Annotated in this window: 17 protein-coding genes; 5 read left to right on the top strand and 12 right to left on the bottom strand. The window is 67.7% G+C overall.

The window, feature by feature from the left end; all coding sequences use genetic code 11:
• The first annotated feature begins 30 nt into the window (after positions 1-30).
• Genes dkgB through FD678_RS07765 form a run of 5 tightly spaced genes read left to right on the top strand, consistent with a single transcriptional unit; the run spans position 31 to position 4,212 of the window.
• Positions 31-834 (top strand): 2,5-didehydrogluconate reductase DkgB, encoded by an 804-nt coding sequence (gene dkgB, locus FD678_RS07785; protein WP_140720943.1) that lies wholly within the window; start codon positions 31-33, stop codon positions 832-834.
• A 13-nt stretch (positions 835-847) separates the two neighbouring features.
• On the top strand, positions 848-1,816 hold the full coding sequence (locus FD678_RS07780; RefSeq protein WP_140720940.1) for a TIGR03571 family LLM class oxidoreductase: 969 nt from the start codon (positions 848-850) through the stop codon (positions 1,814-1,816).
• The gene (locus tag FD678_RS07775; RefSeq protein ID WP_140720937.1) at positions 1,809-2,927 is read left to right on the top strand and encodes an alkene reductase; all 1,119 of its coding nucleotides are present in this window, start codon (positions 1,809-1,811) and stop codon (positions 2,925-2,927) included. Before FD678_RS07780 ends, FD678_RS07775 begins: the two co-directional genes overlap by 8 nt.
• Positions 2,928-2,947: 20 nt before the next feature.
• Entirely contained in the window at positions 2,948-3,886 is a 939-nt protein-coding gene (locus FD678_RS07770) for a cyclase family protein (RefSeq protein WP_140720934.1), read from the top strand.
• Positions 3,883-4,212 carry a MoaF-related domain-containing protein gene (locus FD678_RS07765; RefSeq protein WP_140720931.1) on the top strand — a complete coding sequence of 110 codons (330 nt, stop codon included), beginning with the start codon at positions 3,883-3,885 and terminating at the stop codon, positions 4,210-4,212. The genes FD678_RS07770 and FD678_RS07765 overlap by 4 nt, the downstream gene beginning before the upstream one ends.
• A 41-nt stretch (positions 4,213-4,253) precedes the next feature.
• Here the strand turns inward: FD678_RS07765 and guaA are convergent, their stop codons facing one another.
• The 12 genes from guaA to rpsA all read right to left on the bottom strand — a co-directional run bounded on the left by guaA (position 4,254) and on the right by rpsA (position 18,513).
• On the bottom strand, positions 4,254-5,819 hold the full coding sequence (gene guaA, locus FD678_RS07760) for a glutamine-hydrolyzing GMP synthase (protein WP_140720928.1): 1,566 nt from the start codon (positions 5,817-5,819) through the stop codon (positions 4,254-4,256).
• Positions 5,816-6,244 (bottom strand): hypothetical protein, encoded by a 429-nt coding sequence (locus tag FD678_RS07755; protein ID WP_140720925.1) that lies wholly within the window; start codon positions 6,242-6,244, stop codon positions 5,816-5,818. Before FD678_RS07755 ends, guaA begins: the two co-directional genes overlap by 4 nt.
• Before the next feature lie 220 nt (positions 6,245-6,464).
• The gene (guaB, locus tag FD678_RS07750) at positions 6,465-7,922 is read right to left on the bottom strand and encodes an IMP dehydrogenase (RefSeq protein ID WP_140720922.1); all 1,458 of its coding nucleotides are present in this window, start codon (positions 7,920-7,922) and stop codon (positions 6,465-6,467) included.
• A gap of 120 nt (positions 7,923-8,042) precedes the next feature.
• A complete protein-coding gene (gene folD / locus FD678_RS07745; RefSeq protein ID WP_140720919.1) occupies positions 8,043-8,924 on the bottom strand; it encodes a bifunctional methylenetetrahydrofolate dehydrogenase/methenyltetrahydrofolate cyclohydrolase FolD in 882 nt (293 codons plus the stop codon).
• A 115-nt stretch (positions 8,925-9,039) separates the two neighbouring features.
• Positions 9,040-10,869: a monovalent cation:proton antiporter-2 (CPA2) family protein gene (locus FD678_RS07740; RefSeq protein ID WP_140720916.1), complete on the bottom strand. Its 1,830-nt coding sequence runs from the start codon at positions 10,867-10,869 to the stop codon at positions 9,040-9,042.
• A gap of 238 nt (positions 10,870-11,107) precedes the next feature.
• On the bottom strand, positions 11,108-11,992 hold the full coding sequence (gene galU / locus FD678_RS07735; protein WP_140720913.1) for a UTP--glucose-1-phosphate uridylyltransferase GalU: 885 nt from the start codon (positions 11,990-11,992) through the stop codon (positions 11,108-11,110).
• Positions 11,992-13,830: a polysaccharide biosynthesis protein gene (locus FD678_RS07730; RefSeq protein WP_218569568.1), complete on the bottom strand. Its 1,839-nt coding sequence runs from the start codon at positions 13,828-13,830 to the stop codon at positions 11,992-11,994. Before FD678_RS07730 ends, galU begins: the two co-directional genes overlap by 1 nt.
• 80 nt (positions 13,831-13,910) lie before the next feature.
• The gene (locus FD678_RS07725) at positions 13,911-14,885 is read right to left on the bottom strand and encodes an MraY family glycosyltransferase (RefSeq protein ID WP_218569567.1); all 975 of its coding nucleotides are present in this window, start codon (positions 14,883-14,885) and stop codon (positions 13,911-13,913) included.
• A complete protein-coding gene (gene lapB / locus FD678_RS07720) occupies positions 14,886-16,064 on the bottom strand; it encodes a lipopolysaccharide assembly protein LapB (protein WP_140720907.1) in 1,179 nt (392 codons plus the stop codon).
• Between the two features lie 6 nt (positions 16,065-16,070).
• Positions 16,071-16,373: a LapA family protein gene (locus FD678_RS07715; RefSeq protein WP_140720904.1), complete on the bottom strand. Its 303-nt coding sequence runs from the start codon at positions 16,371-16,373 to the stop codon at positions 16,071-16,073.
• A gap of 49 nt (positions 16,374-16,422) precedes the next feature.
• On the bottom strand, positions 16,423-16,749 hold the full coding sequence (locus FD678_RS07710; RefSeq protein ID WP_256661895.1) for an integration host factor subunit beta: 327 nt from the start codon (positions 16,747-16,749) through the stop codon (positions 16,423-16,425).
• A 75-nt stretch (positions 16,750-16,824) separates the two neighbouring features.
• A complete protein-coding gene (gene rpsA, locus FD678_RS07705; RefSeq protein WP_140720898.1) occupies positions 16,825-18,513 on the bottom strand; it encodes a 30S ribosomal protein S1 in 1,689 nt (562 codons plus the stop codon).
• Between the last annotated feature and the right edge of the window lie 154 nt (positions 18,514-18,667).

Here is an 18,667-nt window from a genome sequence, read left to right as displayed (position 1 = left end):
CGCACTTCCTCGATGCAATCGGAGCGTTCCATGAATATTCCTTCTTTCGGTGCCGGCACCTTCCGCCTGACCGGCCAGGCCGCCGTCGACTCGGTGCGCAACGCGCTCGACGTGGGCTATCGCGCCATCGACACCGCGCAGATCTACGGCAACGAGGCCGAGGTCGGCCAGGCCATCGCCGAGAGCGGCGTCCCGCGCGACGCGCTGTTCCTGACCACCAAGATCTGGGTCGACAATCTCGCCAGGGACAAGCTGGTTCCGAGCCTGCGCGAGAGCCTGGACAAGCTGCGCACCGACCGCGTGGACCTGACCCTGATCCACTGGCCCGCGCCCGGCAACGGCGTCGGACTGCCCGAGTACATGGCGGCGCTGGCCGAGGCCAAGGCGATGGGGCTGACCCGCCTGATCGGCGTGTCCAACTTCAACATCGAGTTGACCCGGCAAGCCATCGCGGTGGTCGGCCCCGGCGAGATCGCCACCAACCAGATCGAGCTGAGCCCCTACCTGCAGGGCCGCAAGCTGGCCGCGTTCCTGCAGGAGCAGGGCATCACGGTGACCTCGTACATGACCTTGGCCTACGGCAAGGTATTGAAGGACCCCGTGCTGGCGGAAATCGCGAACAAGCACCAGGCCACCGTCGCGCAGGTCGCATTGGCGTGGGCGCTGCGGCTGGGCTACGCGGTGATTCCGTCATCGACCAAGCGCGAGAACCTCGCCAGCAACCTGTTGGCGCGCGACCTGCGCCTCGATGCGGACGACATGGCGAGGATCGCCGCGCTGGAGCGCAACGGCCGCGAGGTCGATCCCGCGGGCCTCGCGCCGGCGTGGGACTGACGGGGTGCCGGCCATGCTTGCGCCCCTGTCCCGCCTGACCGCCGGCGGCTTCAGCATCGGCATCGAAGCGCCGCTCGACAACGACTGGACGCCGGCCGGCGATGCGGCACGGCGCCAGTCCGGTCGCCTGCCGGGCGAGCCGGCGCTGCAACGCCACGCCGAACTGGCGCGGCTGGCCGACCGGCTCGGCTTTGCCGCCTTGTGGGTGCGCGACGTACCGCTTTACGACCCGGGCTTTGGCGATGCCGCGCAGGTGTTCGAGGTGTTTGCGTACCTGGGCCACCTGGCCGGCATCACCCGCGACATCCTGCTGGGCACCGCCGCGGTCGTGCTGCCCATCAGCGAACCGTTGTTGACCCTGAAATCGGCCGCGACCGTACAGGCGCTCAGCGGCGATCGCCTGCTGCTGGGCGTCGCCAGCGGCGACCGGCCGGTGGAATATCCCCTGTTCGGCCGCGACTTCGAAAACCGCGGCTCGAACTTCAGGGAGCAGGTGGCGCTGCTGCGCGACGGCGCGCGCGGCCGCCTTTCGGGCGGCCTGGAAGTGCTGCCCCGGCTCGCCTCGCCGCTGCCATTGCTGGTGGCGGGCTTGGCCCAGCAGACACCGGCCTGGATCGGCGAGCACATGGACGGCTGCCTCGCCTACCCCGGCACGCCCGAAGACCACCTGCGCCGCGTCGCCGCCTGGCGTGCCGTGGCCGGCGCGAAACCCTATGCCAGCTTCATCCACCTGGACCTGGCCGAACGTCCCGACGAACCGATGCAACGCTGGCGATTCGGCTTCCGCGGCGGCCGCGATGCGCTGGTCGACGAACTGAAGGCGCTGCGCGCCGCCGGCGTCGATCACGTCGGCCTGCATTTCCGCCGCAACCGCCGGCCGCTCGACGAGACCTTCCACGAGATCGCCGAGTATGTCCTTCCCCTCTTCCCCACCCCATTGGCCGGTACCCGCGTGCCTGCCGAGGAGACCTGCGATGCATGAGATCCAAGACCCCTTGTTCAAGCCCTTCGCCCTGGGCGGACTCGAGCTGCCCAACCGCATCGTGATGCCGCCGATGACGCGCTCGCGCGCCAGCCAGCCGGGCGACGTGCCGAACGAACTGATGGCCGAGTACTACGCCCAGCGCGCCAGCGCCGGCCTGATCATCAGCGAAGGCACCTGGATATCGCCGCTGGGCAAGGGTTATGCATGGACGCCGGGCATCCACAGCCCCGCACAGGTCGCCGGCTGGCGCAAGGTCACCGGCGCCGTGCACGCCGCCGGCGGGCGCATCTTCGCCCAGCTCTGGCACGTCGGACGCCTCAGCCACACCAGCCTGCTCGATGGGCGGTCGCCGGTGTCGTCCTCGGCCATCCAGGCCGATGGCGTCAAGGTGTACGTAGCCGAGCGCGACGGCACGCCGGGCTTCGTCCAGGCATCCACTCCGCGCGCGCTCGCCACGACCGAAATCCAAGCCATCGTGGACGAGTTCCGCCAGGCGGCACGCAATGCCATGGCGGCGGGCTTCGATGGCGTCGAACTGCATGCCGCCAATGGCTACCTGGTCAACCAGTTCATCGACTCCAACGCCAACGACCGTACCGATGCCTATGGCGGCTCGCTGGAGAACCGCCTGCGTTTCCTGGGCGAAGTGGCGAACGCGCTGGTCGAAGGCACGGGGGACAAGGGGCGCGTCGGCATTCGCCTCGCCCCGTTGACCACGCTCAACGGCTGCTCCGACGACCACCCGGAAGTCACCTACATCGCGGCGGCAAGGCTGCTGGGCGAGATCGGCGTGGCCTACATCCATATTGCCGAGGCCGACTGGGAGGACGCGCCGCACATGCCCGTCGAGTTCAAGCAGCAGCTGCGCGACGCTTTCCCCGGCGCGCTGATCTACGCCGGCAAGTACACCGCCGAGCGCGCCCGCGCCGCGCTGCACGCCGGCTGGGCCGATCTCATCGCGTTCGGGCGGCCGTTCGTGGCCAACCCAGACCTGCCCGAACGCCTGCGCACCGGTGCCCCGCTCAACGCCCATGACCGCGCCACCCTGTTCGGGGGCGCCGCGCACGGGCTCACCGACTACCCCACGCTGGCCGGGGCCGCGGCCTGAGCGACGACAGGAGAACCACCATGAACATGCTTGCCCGGCTCGCCCTCGCCTCGGCGCTGCTGCCGTTCGCGCAGGCCGCGAACGCGGCCGATTGGTACCCCTCGCGCTATGGGGCCGACGACCAGATCGGCGCGGCCAACCTGCTGACGCCCGAAGTGGTCAAGCAAGCCGTCGGCCTGGTCAAGACCGGCAAGACCTATCCGCTGGCGGTGCCGGTCGACAAGCACTTGCCGGCGTTCCGCCACCGCAGCTTCCGCCTTTACAACATCCAGCCCGGCGAGCAAGCCGGGAAAACGTCGGGGCCGAACAAGTTCAGCTTCAACGACGAACTGGTCAACGGCTGGACCGGCGTGGGCACGCAGCTCAACGGCATCGGCCATATCGGCATCGACAATGTCTACTACAACGGCAACAAGGCGGCGGACTTCGTCACCGTCGAGGGCGTGACCAGGCTCGGCATAGAGAAGGTCCCGCCGATCGTCACCCGCGGCGTGGTGCTGGACATGACCGCCCACTACGGCAAGGCCATCGTGCCGGGCGGCACCGAATTCACCGTGGCCGACATCCAGGCGGTGCTGAAGAGACAAGGCATCGCCCTGCGCAAGGGCGACGTGGTGCTGTTCAACACCGGCTGGCTGGAGTTGATCGGGAAGGACAACCGGCAGTTCCTGGAGGTCGAGCCCGGCATCGGCATGGAAGCGGCGCAATGGCTCGCCGACCAGGGGATCGTGGCTTTCGGCGGCGATACCTGGGCATCGGAGGTGTACCCGAACCCGCATGGCGACGAGGAGTTCCCGGTCAACCAATTCATGCTCGCCAAGCGCGGCATCTACAACCTGGAACTGATCGACAGCCGCGCGCTTGTGCGCGATCAGGCTTGGGAGTTCTTGTTCGTGCTCGGCCAGCCGCTGTACGTCGGTTCCACCCAGGTCAACATCAACCCGGTAGCCATCCGATGAGTACCCTGAACCTGCCTCCGTTTGCGGGCTGCACTTTTGAAGCTGCCTATGATGGCCTGACTGCAACCAACGCCTACGACGCCGACAGCCTGACGCTGCGTTACGAGATCACCGAAGGCCCCCTGCGCGGGGCGGAGGGCGAGGTCCAGTACCAGTGGCGCGAGATCGCTCCGGGCCTCCATGCCATCTCCTGGCAGGAGGCCGATGGCGCCACCGTCGTGCATATCGACGACTTCGCACGAGGCACGTCGCAGTCCTTCTTCACCACGCCAACGCTGACGCTGCACCGGCTATCCGGCACCCTGCGCCTGCTGGGGAGCGCCTAGGCGCCTTCCCAGGGTTCAGAGGACTTGCCGAGAGACCGGCCTCACTCCCACTCGATGGTCGCCGGCGGCTTGCCCGAGATGTCGTAGACCACGCGCGAAACACCGCGCAGTTCGTTGATGATCCGGTTGGACACCGTGCCCAGGAAGTCGTACGGCAGGTGCGCCCAGTGCGCGGTCATGAAGTCGATGGTCTCCACCGCGCGCAGCGCGATCACCCATTCGTAGGCACGGGCGTCGCCGACCACGCCGACCGACTTGACCGGCAGGAACACCGCGAAGGCCTGGCTGACCTTGTCGTACAGGTCGGCCTTGCGCAGCTCGTCGATGAAGATCGCGTCGGCCCTGGCCAGCAGCTCGGCGTACTCGGCCTTGACCTCGCCGAGGATGCGCACGCCCAGGCCCGGACCCGGGAACGGATGGCGATAGACCATCGTGCGCGGCAGGCCCAGTTCCACGCCCAGGCGGCGCACTTCGTCCTTGAACAGTTCGCGCAGCGGTTCGACCAGGCCGAGCTTCATGTGCTCGGGCAGGCCGCCGACGTTGTGATGGCTCTTGATGACGTGCGCCTTGCCGGTCTTGCTGCCGGCCGATTCGATCACGTCCGGGTAGATCGTGCCTTGCGCCAGCCACTTGGCGTTCTTCAGCTTGCCGGCCTCCTCGTCGAAGATCTCGACGAACAGGTTGCCGATGATCTTGCGCTTGGCCTCCGGGTCGCTCACGCCTTCCAGCGCCTTGAAGTAGCGGTCGGCGGCATTGACGCGGATCACCTTGACGCCCATGTGCTCGGCGAACATCGCCATCACCTGGTCGCCCTCCTGCCAACGCAGCAGGCCGGTATCGACGAACACGCAGGTCAGTTGCTCGCCGATCGCCTTGTGCAGCAGCGCGGCGACCACCGAGGAATCCACGCCGCCCGACAGGCCGAGGACGACCTCGTCGTCGCCCACCTGCTCGCGCACGCGCGCGATCTGGTCCTCGATGATGTTGGCCGCGGTCCACAGCGTCTGGCAGCCGCAGATATCGACCACGAAGCGCCGCAGCAGCGCCTGGCCCTGCAGGGTGTGGGTCACTTCCGGGTGGAACTGCACGCCGTACCAGCGCTTGTCCTCGTTGGACATCGCGGCGACCGGGATGCGGTCGGTGGTGGCGGTGACGGTGAAACCCGGCGGCGCCTTGGAGACATGGTCGCCGTGGCTCATCCACACGTTCAGGCGTGGCGCGCCGCCGTGGTCGCTCAGGCCCTTGAACAACACATCCGGTGCGACGACGTTGACCTCGGCATGGCCGAACTCGCGCTGGTCCGCCGCCTCGGTGGCACCGCCCAACTGCGCGGCCAGGGTCTGCATGCCGTAGCAGATGCCCAGGATCGGCAGCCCGCTGTCGAACACTTCCTGCGGCGCCGCCGGCGCGCCCGGCAGCGTGGTCGATTCCGGGCCACCCGACAGGATGATGCCCTTCGCCCCGAACTTCGCGATCTCGGCCGGATCATGGTCCCAGGCCCAGATCTCGCAGTACACGCCGATCTCGCGGATGCGACGGGCGATCAGCTGCGTGTACTGCGCGCCGAAATCGAGGATCAGGATCTTGTCGTTGTGGATGTTGGTCATTGCTCGGGCGCAGGGAAAGGGTGAACAAGGAAAGTGCGGTTGATACTGTCTTCCAACGCACGATGTTGCGACACGGCCAGAGGATCGTCGTCGGACCAGCGCTGGCCGACAAACCCATCGGCACGTAGCTCGCGCCGGGGATATGGGTCGCCCCACATGCAGACGCTCAGGCTCTCTCCGCGCGCATACGCGTTCTTGCACAAGATCAAGCGTGAGTCCCTGGAGCCCAACGAACCGCCGCTCAGCGTACTCATTACAGTTCTCCGGCCCGGGTCGTCCCCATACGGCCATTGCAGATGCTCGGCGTTCTGCTGTTCGGCGTCCCTGAGGAAATCCTGATAGTTCTCAGGATTGTCAGTGCAGGACACCCATGCTCGAAGGCTGGATACCTGCGGGGCCACGATCTGCCACTGGTAACTGTTCAAGCGCTGCAACTTCCAACCATCGGGCAGCTTGAACTCCGTGTTGTTGCAGGGGGACGCCACCACCAGCCTCTTGGATTTGGAGGGCGTTGCGCCCTCGCGCCTCGAAGTGGAGTCCGTATTGGCCGAACAGCCCGCTATCGAAAAGCAGGCTGCCGCGAACAGAGATATCCCCTTTACCATTTTGCTCCGTATCGTCCGTGGGGCCTCTGTCGCCACCCGATCACCCCATCCGGTAGTTCGGCGGTTCCTTGGTGATCTGCACGTCGTGGACGTGGCTCTCGCGCTGGCCGGCGCCGGTGATCTTCACGAACTTCGGCTTGCTGCGCATCTCGTCGATGGTCGCGCAGCCGACATAGCCCATCGTCGCACGCAGGCCGCCCACCAGTTGGTGGACGATGCCGCTGACCGAGCCGCGGTACGGCACGCGGCCTTCGATGCCTTCCGGCACCAGCTTGTCGGCGTCGGAGGCGTCCTGGAAGTAGCGGTCCTTGGAGCCTTTCTCCATCGCCGCCAGCGAGCCCATGCCGCGGTAGCTCTTGTAGCTGCGGCCCTGGAACAGCTCGACCTCGCCCGGGGCTTCCTCGGTGCCGGCGAACAGGCCGCCGATCATCACCGTGGAGGCACCGGCGGCGAGCGCCTTGCCGATGTCGCCGGAATAGCGGATGCCGCCGTCGGCGATCAGCGGGATGCGGTCCTGCAGCGCCTCGGCGACCATGTCGACCGCGGTGATCTGCGGCACGCCCACGCCCGCCACCACGCGCGTGGTGCAGATCGAGCCGGGGCCCACGCCGACCTTGACCGCGTCGGCGCCGGCGTCCATCAATGCCAGCGCGGCGTCGCCGGTGACGATGTTGCCGCCGATCACCTGCAGCTGCGGGAAGTTCTTCTTGACCCAGGCCACGCGGTCGATCACGCCCTGCGAATGGCCGTGGGCGGTGTCGACGATCACCACGTCCACGCCGGCGGCGGCCAGGGCCTCGACGCGCTTCTCGGTGTCGCCGCCCACGCCGACCGCGGCGCCGACCAGCAGGCGGGTCGCGGCGTCCTTGGCGGCGTTCGGGAAATCGGACTTCTTCTGGATGTCCTTGACCGTGATCAGGCCGCGCAGCTCGAACGCGTCATTGACCACCAGCACCTTCTCGATGCGGTTCTTGTGCAGCAACTGCAGCACTTCGTTCGCCTCGGCGCCTTCCTTGACCGTGATCAGGCGGTCCTTCTTGGTCATGATGTGGCGGACCGGGTCGTCCAGCTCGGTCTCGAAGCGCATGTCGCGGTGGGTCACGATGCCGACCAGCTGGCCGCCATCGACCACCGGCACGCCGGAGATGTTGCGGGCGCGGGTCAGCGCCAGCACGTCGCGGATCGAGGTTTCCGGCCCGACCGTGATCGGATCGCGGATCACGCCCGATTCGTACTTCTTGACCTTGGCCACCTCGGCCGCCTGCTGCTCGACCGTCAGGTTCTTGTGGATGATGCCGATGCCGCCCATCTGCGCCATCGCGATGGCCAGCCGGGCCTCGGTGACGGTGTCCATGGCGGCCGAGAGGATCGGCAGCTTCAGCTTCAGGCTGCGGGTCAGCCGGGTCTCCAGGCTGACGTCCTTGGGCAACACGGTCGAGTGGGCGGGGACGAGCGAAACGTCGTCGTACGTGAGAGCTTCAGCCTGGATGCGCAGCATCGGCGGACCCGAGAGTTTTGGGGAAGCGCGACATTTTACCCTGAAACGCGCCGCAACGACACCGTGGCAACCTGTCGCAGGCGCAATGCAGCGTTGCCGCCGGCCCGGCCCCGCTCCCGTTCAGCCAGCGGCTTCGGCGGCCTCGATCGTGTTCTGCATCAGGGTCGCGACCGTCATCGGCCCCACCCCGCCCGGCACCGGCGTGATCCAGCTGGCGCGCCTGGCCGCGGCCTCGAAGCCGACGTCGCCGACCAGCCTGCCGTCCTCCAGCCGGTTGATGCCCACGTCGATCACCACCGCGCCGGGCTTGACCCATTCGCCGGGGATCAGCCCCGGCCGGCCCACGGCCACCACCAGGATGTCGGCATTGCGGACGTTCGCCTCCAGCACCTCCGGCGGCGTGAACTTGTGGCAACTGGTCACGGTGCAGCCGGCGATCAGCAGCTCCAGCCCCATCGGCCGGCCGACATGGTTGCTCACGCCCACGATGGTGGCGTTGCGGCCGCGCACCGGCTGGTCGGTGTGGCTCAGCAGGGTCACGATGCCGCGCGGCGTGCACGGGCGCAGCCCGAACTCGCGCAGCGCGAGGTGGCCCACGTTCTGCGGGTGGAAGCCGTCCACGTCCTTGCGCGGATCGATGCGCTGGATCAACCGGTTGGCGTCCGGGATGCCCGGCAGCGGCAACTGGATCAGGATGCCGTGGATCTTCGGGTCGGCGTTCAGCCGGTCGATCAGCGCCGCCAGTTCCGACTCGCTCGTGCCTTCCGGCAGGTCGTAGTCGAAGGCCTCGATGCCGACCTTCTCGGCCGCCCGCCGCTTGTTGCGCACGTAGACCGCCGAGGCCGGATCGCCGCCCACCAGCACCACCGCAAGGCCCGGCCGGGCCTTGCCCGCCGCGATCCGCGCGTCCACGCGCACCTTCAGCTCGTCGAGCAGTTCCTCGGCGATGCGGCGGCCGTCGAGGATGCGGGCGGTGTGCGAAGGGGCGGATGCGTCGGTCATCGGGCGCGGGCTTGGGAGGGGGCCGCCTATTGTCCCCGATTCCGCCGTGGCCGACACCCTCGCGATCGCCCGGATGCGCACCGCTCCGCAGGCGCGAAGGGACGAGCCGGCCGCTCTACTCGCCGGCCTGCGGCTTGGCGGCCGCATCCGCGTTGAGGGTGCGGCTCTCCCGCTTGGGCGTGGTGAACGGCGTGGGCTTCGGGCCAGGCTGGTTGCCGTAGACCATCGATGCCCCCGCCTTCAGGCCGCCGCCGGCCATCTCCAGCTCGAAGCGCTCGGCGTCGCGCTTGCGTATCTCGGTGGCGATGTTGGCGGCCTCGTCCTCGTCCACGCCCAGCTCCACCAGCGCCGCCTGCCCGAACTCCACGGCCGACTCGAAGGTCTCGCGGACCTGGTAGTCCACCCCGGCATGGATCAGGTGCAGGGAGTGCTCGCGGTCGTAGGAGCGCACCAGCAACCGCGCCTGCGGGAACTCGTGCTTCACCAGCTCGACGATCCGATCGGTCACGTCCCGGCGATCGGTACAGACCGCGATCGCCTGCGCGGTCGCCGCGCCGGAGGCATGCAGCACGTCCAGCCGCGCACCGTCGCCGTAGTAGATCTTGAAACCGAAATCCGCGGCGGCGCGGATCATCTCGATGTCGGTATCGATGATGGTGACGTCCACGTCGCGCGCCAGCAGCGATTGGCTGGCGACCTGGCCGAAGCGGCCGAAGCCGATGACCAGCACCCGCCCGCTCTGCCCGTCCACCCGTTCTATGCCCTCCATCGAGGGCTCCTGCTCGGGCAGCATCCGCTCCATCAGCAGGACGAACAACGGCGTCAGCGCCATCGAGAGCACCACGATCGCGGTGAGGCTCGCGCCGACCCGCGCGTCGATCACGTTCGTGGCGGCGGCCGCGGAGAACAGCACGAACGCGAACTCGCCGCCCTGCGCCATCAGCACGCCGCGATCGAGCGCCTGGCGATGGTCCGAGCCGGTGAAGCGCGCGACCAGGTAGATGCAGATCGCCTTGCCGACGATCAGCGCCAGCACGCCCAGCAGGATGCGCTGCCAATCGCCGGCGACGACCGACAGGTCCAGCGCCATGCCCACGCCCAGGAAGAACAGGCCCAGCAGGATGCCGCGGAACGGCTCGATGTCGGCCTCGATCTGGTGGCGGAAGGTCGATTCGGAAAGCAGCACGCCGGCGAGGAAGGCGCCCATCGCCATCGACAGCCCGCCCAGCTGCATCAGCAAGGCCGCGCCGAGCACGACCAGCAGCGCCGCCGCGGTCATCACCTCGCGGGCCTTGGCCTGCGCCAGCAAGCGGAACAAGGGATTCAGCAGCCACCGGCCCGCGGCGATCAGCCCGGCGATGCACCCCGCCGCGACCAGGATCGAGCGCCAGCGGTGGGATTCGGCGGCCACGTCGCCCACCGGCGCCATCAGCGCCACCACCGCCAGCAACGGCACGATCAGCAGGTCCTCGAACAGCAGGATCGAAACGATCTTCTGGCCCGACGGCAACGCGACGTCGCCGCGCTCGGACAGCAGTTGCATCACCACCGCCGTCGAGGTCAGCACGAAGCCGGACGCCGCGATGAACGCCACCGACGGCTCGAAGCCCAGCAACATCGCGATCCCGGTCAGGACCACGCCGCAGGTCGCGATCTGCAACGTCCCCAGCCCGAAGATCTCCCCGCGCAGGCTCCACAGGTGCGAGGGGCGCATTTCCAGCCCGATCACGAACAGGAACATCACCACGCCCAGTTCGGCCACGTGCAGGATCGACTGGGGATCCTCGAACCAGCCCAGCCCGAACGGCCCGATCACCAGGCCGGCCGCCAGGTAGCCCAGGACCGAGCCCAGTCCCAGGCGGCGGAACAAGGGAATGGCCACCACGGCCGCGCCGAGCAGGGCGACCACGCTGGTCAGGTTGCTGGTTTCGGCGGAGGTCGTCATGGTTCGGTCCTGGAACGTGCTTGCCGCTGCGATGGAAGGAAGACTGCAGGCGCCGGAGGCCGTACTGCAAGAACGCCGGCGTCCCGGGCGACGGCATGACCCGCGCCCCGCCCGGCCCGTCTCGTGGAATGAAGGCCCACGCGTGCCCACTACATAACACGCTCCGGTACGCGGCCCGCCCGAAACGACGAAGGCGGACCCGGGGTCCGCCTTCGACAGACAACCTTGCCGGCCGGGGTCAGCCCAATTCGGCCAACGCCTTGCGCATGATGTCCTGCGCCGAGGCACTCAGTTTCTCGTGGTCCAGCGCGTACTGGATCGTCGCCTCGATCAGGCCCAGGTGGGTACCGCAGTCGAAACGGGTGCCTTCGAAGCGGTAGGCATTGACCGGCTCCAGCTTCAGCAAGGCGGCGATCGCGTCGGTCAGCTGGATCTCGCCGCCCGCGCCCGGCGTGGTCTGTTCCAGCAGTTCGAAGATCTTCGGGTTCAGCACGTAACGGCCGACCACCGCCAGGTTGCTGGGCGCCACTTCCGGCTTGGGCTTCTCGACGATCCCGGTGATGCGCCCCTGGCGCCCGTCAAAGGTCTCGGTCGCGACGATGCCGTAGCTGGCGGTCTTGTCGTGCGGCACGTCCTGGACGGAAATCACGCTGGCGCCCGTGGCCTCGGCGGCGTCGGCCATCTGCTTGAGCGCGCCGTCGCCGCGGTTCCAGATCAGGTCGTCCGGCAGCAGCACCGCGAACGGCTCGTCACCCACCACCGGCTTGGCGCACAGCACCGCATGCCCCAGGCCCAGCGCTTCGGCCTGGGTGACGAACACCGCGCGCACACCCTCGGGAAGCACGTGCCGGACCAGCTCCAGCTGCTCGGTCTTGCCGGCGCGCTCGAGCTTCTGCTCCAGCTCGTAGGCCTTGTCGAAGTAGTCGGCGACGGAGTGCTTGTAGCGATTGGTGACGAACACCAGCGTATCGCAGCCCGCCTGGATGGCCTCGTCCACCGCGTACTGGATCAGGGGCTTGTCGATGATCGGCAACATCTCCTTGGGAACGGTCTTGGTCGCCGGCAGGAACCGGGTGCCAAGGCCCGCCACGGGGAAAACCGCCTTGCGAATGCGCTTGCTCATCAAATTCTTCTGACCTCTCGTGCGGGGAAGGGAACGACCGTATCCGAGCGTGCATCGCTCTCATGACGGGCAGATGAGAAATCCGGCATCAAACTGCCGAGCACCGATTCCATGGCGACCGTGTCGTAGCGGTCGACCGCGTCGCGCAACCTGGCCACCTGCTGGAGCACCTGGTCCTGCGGGAAGACGCGCACGTCCGCCTCGAGGATCTTCGGGTGCGCCGTGGGGCGATAGTTCTCGTCGGCGTAGAACAGCGTCTCGTGCAGTTTCTCGCCCGGCCGCAGGCCCGTGTACACGATGGCGACGTCCTTGCCCGGCTGCTTGCCGGTGAGCCGGATCATCTGCTCGGCCAGGATCCGGATCGGCACCGGCTCGCCCATGTCGAGGGTGTAGATAGCGCCGTGCGAGGCCGATGCCGCCGCCTGGACGATGAGCTGGCACGCCTCGGGAATCGTCATGAAGTAGCGGGTCACCTCGGGATGGGTGACGGTGACCGGCCCGCCCCGGCGGATCTGTTCGCGGAACAGGGGCACGACGCTGCCGGCCGAATCCAGCACGTTGCCGAAGCGCACGGTGACGAAGCGCGTGGAGCCGTTGCGCGCGTCCAGGCTCTGGCAGACCATCTCGGCGTAGCGCTTGGTCGCGCCGAGCACGTTCACCGGCTCCACCGCCTTGTCGGTGGAAATGAAGACGAAGGTCTCGACCCCTGCGTGATGGCATGCACGCGCGACGTTCTCCGTCGCGAGCACGTTGTTGCGCACCGCCTCGCGCAGTTGCTCCTCCAGCAGCGGCACCTGCTTGTAGGCCGCGGCGTGGAACACCGCGTCCGGGCCGGCGCGGTCGAGCGCGTAGCGCACCACCGCGGGATCGCCGCAATCGCCCAGCACCCGCACCACCTCCACGTCCGGGAACAACCGGCGCAGGTCCGAGTCGATCGTCAGCAGCGCCAGCTCGTCCACCTCGAGCAGCACGATCCGCTGCGCGCCATGGCGCGCGCACTGCCGGCACACCTCGGAGCCGATCGAGCCGCCGGCACCGGTCACCATCACGGTCTTGCCGGTCAGCCATCCGCGGATCAGCTTCCAATCCGGCGTCACCGGCTTGCGGTTCAACAGGTCCTCGATGGCGACCTCGCGCAGCTCGCCGGGCAGCGAACGGCCTTCCAGCACGTTGACCAGCTTCGGCACCATCCGGAACGGGAGCCCGGTGCTCTCGCACAGGCCGACCACGCGCTGCATGCCCGGCGCGTCCAGCGACGGGATCGCGATGACCAGCAGCTTCGCCGCGGTCTCGCGCGCGATCGACGCGACCTGGTCCAGGCTGCCCAGCACGGTCAGCCCCTGGATCTTGGCGCCATGCAGGTGCGGGGCGTCGTCCAGGTAGCCCACCGGGAAGAACGCGCCGGTGCGGCGCAGGTCGCGCACCAGCGCCTCGGCGGCGCGGCCGGCGCCCAGGATCAGCACGCGCTGGCTGGTCTCGGCGGAATGCGTGATCTGGTAGTCCTTCCAGGCCCGGTACAGCAGGCGCGGCGTGCCCAGCAGCGCGGCAAGCGCGATGGGATAGACCACGAGCACCGACATCGGCACGCCGTTGAAGCGGTCGAAGGACAACGCCACCAGGATCGCGACCAGCCCCAGGAAGCTCGCCTTGAAGATGTTCCAGAGGTCGGGGACGCTGGCGAAGCGCCACAGGCCCCGGTACAGGCCCACGCGCCAGAAGACGACGCCCTGCGCGAGCATCACCACCGCCGTCCGCCAGTCCCACAACGGCAGGTCGGGCGATTCGCGCAGCATGGAATAGCGGCCGGCGTGCAGCAGCTGCCAGCAGATCCACACCATCAAGAGGTCATGCGCGACTACCGCAACCTTCGGCATGACACCTGCAAGTTTGTCGCGCCAAGACGTCATCGAACGTTCCATCAACGGTCACGCAGTCCTTTACGGAGGAAAAACCAGATCGCCATGGCGAAAGCCAGCCAGGCCCCTACTGCCGGCACCGCAAATGAACGTTGCGTTGCACCAAGCAGCAAGAATAGGACAAGCGCGAACACACTGAAACATCCATACCCGAACGTAACCCAACCGTGCGATTGCAGCTTCCGGGCCAGCCCCTGGTAGACATGCTGCGCATGGGGCTCCCACCAACGCTGGCGAGCGAGCATGCGGGCAACGAGCGTGAAGCCGGCGTCTACGAGGAAGGCCGTCAGCGGGACCCAGGCCCACCACCAGGCGGCGCCCTTCGCCAGCACGGCCCAGGCCATCAGCGCCGCCAGGACATAGCCGAGCGAGCCGCTGCCGCCATCGCCCATGAAGATCCGCGCCTTCGGGAAATTGAAAGGCAGGAACCCCATGCAGGCGCCGGCCAGGGCCACGGCGATCCAGGCGGTGGGGAAAGGGAGCACCAGGGCGAAAGTGGCCGCGGCCAGCAACGCCTGCGAGGCGGCCAGCCCGTTGATGCCGTCCATGAAGTTCCAGACGTTGATCAGCACCACGCACGAGCCGGCGGCGAACATCGCCTCGAACGGGCCGGCACCGGCGCGATACGACAGCCACCCCAGCCATGCCGACGCGAGCGCATGCACGGCCAGCCGCAATGCCGCCGACAAGGGGCGATGGTCGTCCCACCAGCCGATGCCCGCGACCACGACCAGGCCCGCGGCGAATCCCAGCAGCAAGGACCTGTGCGGGGGGAACAGCCAGGCCGCGGCCACGGCCGCCAGCAGCACGACCAGCACGATGGACATGCCACCGCCACGCGGCGTCACCACGGCATGGCTGCGCCGCTGCCCCGGCTGGTCCATCAGGCCTTTCGCAAGCGCGTACCGCCGCAGCGCCCAGGTCCCGGCAAGCGCTCCCACAAAGGAGAGCGCCAACCACGCGGTCCAGGCAGGCACTTACACCACCGCGTAGTTGAGCAGCGGCTTGACCGTCCCCCACTCCTTGCAGCTGGGGCATTGCCAGTGGTGGGTCTTGGCGCCGAAGCCGCAGCGCGTGCAGCGGTAGCTCGGATTGCGCACCAACAACTGGTCGGTGATGTGCTTGAGGTCGTGCAGGGTCGCGGTCGGGTCGGCATCCGCGGCCAGGGTCAGGTCGATCAGCGCGGACTCGCCGCGCACCGACGGCCGGTCCTTCAGCTGCCGCCCCAGGTAGGCGCGCGCGGGGACCGGGCCCTCCTGCGATTCCATCAACTGGGTCAGCGCCAGCACCGGCGCGATGCCGCGGTAGTGCTCGGTCATTTCCGAGAGGAAGTTGCGCGCGCCGGCGATATCGCCCACGCGCCGGTAGGCGGCCAGCAGGCTGGGGATGATCTCCGGCAGGTACTCGGGATCATGGCGCGCGGCGCGTTCCCACGCGCGCACGGCGGCCTCGTCGCGCCCCATGTCGGCCTCGATCCGGCCCTCGAGGATGCCCGCGCGCACCGACGTGGCGTCGGCCTGGTAAGCGCGCGACACCGCCTGCAAGGCCAGGTCCGGCTTGCCGGCGCCGCGGTAGCGGTCGGCCAGTTCGCACTCGAACTGGGAAATCAGCTTGCCCATCGGCTCGCCGGTGACCTGCTCGTAGCGGGTGGCGTTGTCGATCGCCTTCTCCCAGTCGCGCTCGGCCTGGTAGATCCCGATCAGGTGCTTGAGCGCCTGCGGCGCGCGCTGGTCGATCTGCGCCAGTTCGGTGAACACCGTCTCGGCGCGATCGAGCAACCCGGACTTCATGTAGTCCTCGCCCAGCGCGAGCAGCGCCTGAACCCTCTGCTGGTCGGTCAGGTCGGAGCGCTGCACCAGCCCCTGGTGCAGGCGGATCGCCCGGTCGACCTCGCCGCGGCGGCGGAACAGGTGCCCGAGCGCGACCTGGGTCTCGAAGGTTTCCTTGTCCAGCTCGGCGATGTGCAGGAACAGCTCGATCGCCTTGTCAGGCTGCTCGTTGAGCAGGTAGTTCAGACCGCGGAAGTAGGTGCTGGAAAGGCGGCTGACCTGGGTGTCGCCATGCCGCTGCCCTCCCCGCCGGCCGATCACCCAGCCGCTCAGCGCGGCCAGCGGCAGGAACAGGAAGAACCAGAACCACTCGGTCAGAAATTCCATAGCGTGTCAGATGCCGTGGGTGGGGCCAGAAGCGCCCGGCTGGGAAGACGCCGCCTTGCCGGCGAGCTGTTTGTTGGCCGCGCGCAACCTGGCATAGAGCGGCAGGGCGACGCCCGCGAGCGCCAGCACCGCGCCGACGGCCAGGCCGACGAGCAGCGTGGAAACGATCACCGAACCCAGCTTCATCGTGAAACTGGTGACCAGCAGATCGATGGTGACTTCGCCGTTGTTGACGGCGCCGATGATCAGGCCCGCGAGCAACGCCACGAGCAACAACACGAGCAACAGGACCCAGCGAAAAGCCTTCATGGCTCGACTCCTTTCGGGGAGCGCCTAGCTTAACCGAGCCGGGGCCTGCTCATTCGCCGGACTCGGCGACATCCACCGGGGTCACCGAGCTGACGCGCTCGCGCAGCTCCTTGCCCGGCTTGAAATGCGGAACATGCTTGCCCGGCAGCGCGACCGACTCGCCGGTCTTGGGATTGCGGCCCAGCCGGGGCGGACGGTAGTGCAGCGAGAAACTGCCGAACCCGCGGATCTCGATGCGATCCCCGCCGGCCAGCGACTCCCCCATCATCTCCAGCAGCGACTTGACCGCAAGATCGACGTCATCCGACTTCAGATGCGCTTGGCGCCTTGCCAGGATTTCGATCAGTTCGGACTTGGTCATGGGGAAGGATGATATTGACTTGGCACATCCGGAATCGGCCCGGGGATTGCCCGGGCCGATCCAGTGACACGGCGGAAGCCGCGTCGGGGCTTACTCGGACTTGCCGCCCAGCTGTTCGCGCAGCAGCGCGCCCAGGCTGGTGGTGCCGGCGGCGGCCACGGTCGAGGCCTTGTTGTACTCGGCCAGCGCCTCGGCGGTCTCGGCTTCGTCCTTGGCCTTGATCGACAGCTGCAGGGTGCGGCCCTTGCGGTCCATGCCCACGAACTTGGCTTCGATCTTGTCGCCGACCTTCAGGTGCTGGGTGGCGTCGTCGACGCGCTCGTTGGCGATGTCGCGGGCCGACACGTAGCCTTCGATGCCGTCGGCCAGTTCGATCACGGCGCCCTTGGCGTCGACTTCCTTCACCACACCTTCGACCTTGGAGCCCTTCGGATTGGCGGCCATGTACTGGCCGAACGGATCCTGCTCGAGCTGCTTGACGCCCAGCGAGATGCGCTCGCGCTCCGGGTCGACGGCCAGGACGACGGCGTCCAGGGTATCGCCCTTCTTGAAGTTGCGAACGACGTCTTCGCCGGTGGTGTTCCAGCTGATGTCGGACAGGTGGACCAGGCCGTCGATGCCGCCGTCCAGGCCGATGAAGATGCCGAAGTCGGTGATCGACTTGATCTGGCCCGACACGCGGTCGCCCTTCTTGTGGGTCGCGGCGAAGGTCTCCCACGGGTTGGCCATGACCTGCTTCATGCCCAGCGAGATGCGGCGACGCTCTTCATCCACGTCCAGCACCATCACTTCGACTTCGTCGCCGACCTGCACGACCTTGGACGGGTTGACGTTCTTGTTGGTCCAGTCCATCTCGGAGACGTGCACCAGGCCCTCGACGCCCGGCTCGATCTCGACGAACGCGCCGTAGTCGGTGACGTTGGAGACCTTGCCGAACACGCGGCTGTTGGCCGGGTAGCGGCGCGAGATGTTGTCCCACGGATCCTCGCCCAGCTGCTTCAGGCCCAGCGAGACGCGGTTGCGCTCGCGGTCGAACTTCAGCACGCGCACGTCCAGCTCGTCGCCGACGTTGACGACTTCGGACGGATGGCGCACGCGCTTCCAGGCCATGTCGGTGATGTGCAGCAGGCCGTCGATGCCGCCCAGGTCCACGAACGCGCCGTAGTCGGTCAGGTTCTTGACGACGCCCTTCAGCACCGCGCCCTCGACCAGCTTGTCCAGCAGCTGCTCGCGCTCTTCCGAATGCTCGCTCTCGACCACCGCGCGGCGGGAGACGACCACGTTGTTGCGCTTGCGGTCCAGCTTGATGAGCTTGAACTCCAGTTCCTTGCCTTCCAGGTAGGCCGGGTCGCGCACCGGGCGCACATCCACCAGCGAACCGGGCAGGAACGCGCGGACATCCTTGATGTCCACGGTGAAACCACCCTTGACCTTGCCGCTGATGCGGCCGGTGATGGTCTCGTTCTTCTCCAACGCTTCTTCCAGCTCGTCCCACACCATCGCGCGCTTGGCCTTCTCGCGCGACAAGACGGTTTCGCCGAAGCCGTTCTCGATGGAGTCCAGCGCGACCTTGACCTGGTCGCCCACGCCCACATCGATCTCGCCAGCGTCGTTACGGAACTGTTCGATCGGCACGATGCCTTCGGACTTCAGGCCGGCGTTGATCACCACCACGTCGCCGCGGACGTCCACGACGGTACCGGTGACGATGGCACCCGGCTTCAGCTTGGCCAGATTGGCCTGGCTGGCTTCGAACAGTTCGGCAAAAGATTCGGTCATTTGAAATTACTCGGTTGAACACACAGGCGATCGCCCCGTTGCATCGGATGCGAACCGCCCACCCTGGTTAGTCGGCCCGTACCGCAGCCGTGTGTGGATTGGAAAAAACCGCCGCGCAGCCTGCGCGACGGAGCCTTTGGGTACAACTTGTACA

Origin of the sequence: Pseudomonas sp. Hp2 (assembly GCF_006386585.1) — a bacterium.
GTDB lineage: Bacteria > Pseudomonadota > Gammaproteobacteria > Xanthomonadales > Xanthomonadaceae > Pseudomonas_S > Pseudomonas_S boreopolis.
The sequence above is the reverse complement of the archived record's forward strand: the minus strand, read 5'-3'. Positions and strand labels throughout refer to the sequence as shown.

Excerpts from the sequence above, each read along its gene's own strand:
- dkgB (WP_140720943.1), top strand. The coding sequence starts at position 31 with ATGAATATTCCTTCTTTCGGTGCCGGCACCTTCCGCCTGACCGGCCAG.
- FD678_RS07780 (WP_140720940.1), top strand. The coding sequence starts at position 848 with ATGCTTGCGCCCCTGTCCCGCCTGACCGCCGGCGGCTTCAGCATCGGC.
- FD678_RS07775 (WP_140720937.1), top strand. The coding sequence starts at position 1,809 with ATGCATGAGATCCAAGACCCCTTGTTCAAGCCCTTCGCCCTGGGCGGA.
- FD678_RS07770 (WP_140720934.1), top strand. The coding sequence starts at position 2,948 with ATGAACATGCTTGCCCGGCTCGCCCTCGCCTCGGCGCTGCTGCCGTTC.
- FD678_RS07765 (WP_140720931.1), top strand. The coding sequence starts at position 3,883 with ATGAGTACCCTGAACCTGCCTCCGTTTGCGGGCTGCACTTTTGAAGCT.
- guaA (WP_140720928.1), bottom strand. The coding sequence starts at position 5,819 with ATGACCAACATCCACAACGACAAGATCCTGATCCTCGATTTCGGCGCG.
- guaB (WP_140720922.1), bottom strand. The coding sequence starts at position 7,922 with ATGCTGCGCATCCAGGCTGAAGCTCTCACGTACGACGACGTTTCGCTC.
- folD (WP_140720919.1), bottom strand. The coding sequence starts at position 8,924 with ATGACCGACGCATCCGCCCCTTCGCACACCGCCCGCATCCTCGACGGC.
- FD678_RS07740 (WP_140720916.1), bottom strand. The coding sequence starts at position 10,869 with ATGACGACCTCCGCCGAAACCAGCAACCTGACCAGCGTGGTCGCCCTG.
- galU (WP_140720913.1), bottom strand. The coding sequence starts at position 11,992 with ATGAGCAAGCGCATTCGCAAGGCGGTTTTCCCCGTGGCGGGCCTTGGC.
- FD678_RS07730 (WP_218569568.1), bottom strand. The coding sequence starts at position 13,830 with ATGGTGTGGATCTGCTGGCAGCTGCTGCACGCCGGCCGCTATTCCATG.
- lapB (WP_140720907.1), bottom strand. The coding sequence starts at position 16,064 with ATGGAATTTCTGACCGAGTGGTTCTGGTTCTTCCTGTTCCTGCCGCTG.
- FD678_RS07715 (WP_140720904.1), bottom strand. The coding sequence starts at position 16,373 with ATGAAGGCTTTTCGCTGGGTCCTGTTGCTCGTGTTGTTGCTCGTGGCG.
- rpsA (WP_140720898.1), bottom strand. The coding sequence starts at position 18,513 with ATGACCGAATCTTTTGCCGAACTGTTCGAAGCCAGCCAGGCCAATCTG.